The organism is Pseudomonas sp. Xaverov 83 (assembly GCF_019352905.1).
GTDB classification, from domain to species: domain Bacteria; phylum Pseudomonadota; class Gammaproteobacteria; order Pseudomonadales; family Pseudomonadaceae; genus Aquipseudomonas; species Aquipseudomonas yamanorum.
Genome location: NZ_JAAAFU010000070.1, coordinates 1 through 252, shown reverse-complemented (window position 1 = coordinate 252; position 252 = coordinate 1). Strand labels below are relative to the sequence as shown.

Sequence of the window (252 nt, the reverse complement as noted above, 5' to 3'; positions counted from 1 at the left end):
CGCAGCGGTAGTTCAGTCGGTTAGAATACCGGCCTGTCACGCCGGGGGTCGCGGGTTCGAGTCCCGTCCGCTGCGCCATATTTTCCAGGTCTGATGTTTCAGATTTGAGATTGAACAGCCAAGGCTGATCAGTCAGATGTTTGAAGGCGGTTGAAGGTGACACTTCAGCAGTCTGAGCGATACGCAGCGGTAGTTCAGTCGGTTAGAATACCGGCCTGTCACGCCGGGGGTCGCGGGTTCGAGTCCCGTCCG

At 57.9% G+C, this 252-nt stretch carries 1 tRNA gene; it reads left to right on the top strand.

The window, feature by feature from the left end:
• Position 1: 1 nt before the first annotated feature.
• Positions 2–78, top strand: a tRNA-Asp gene (locus K0H47_RS20180).
• Positions 79–252 lie beyond the last annotated feature (174 nt).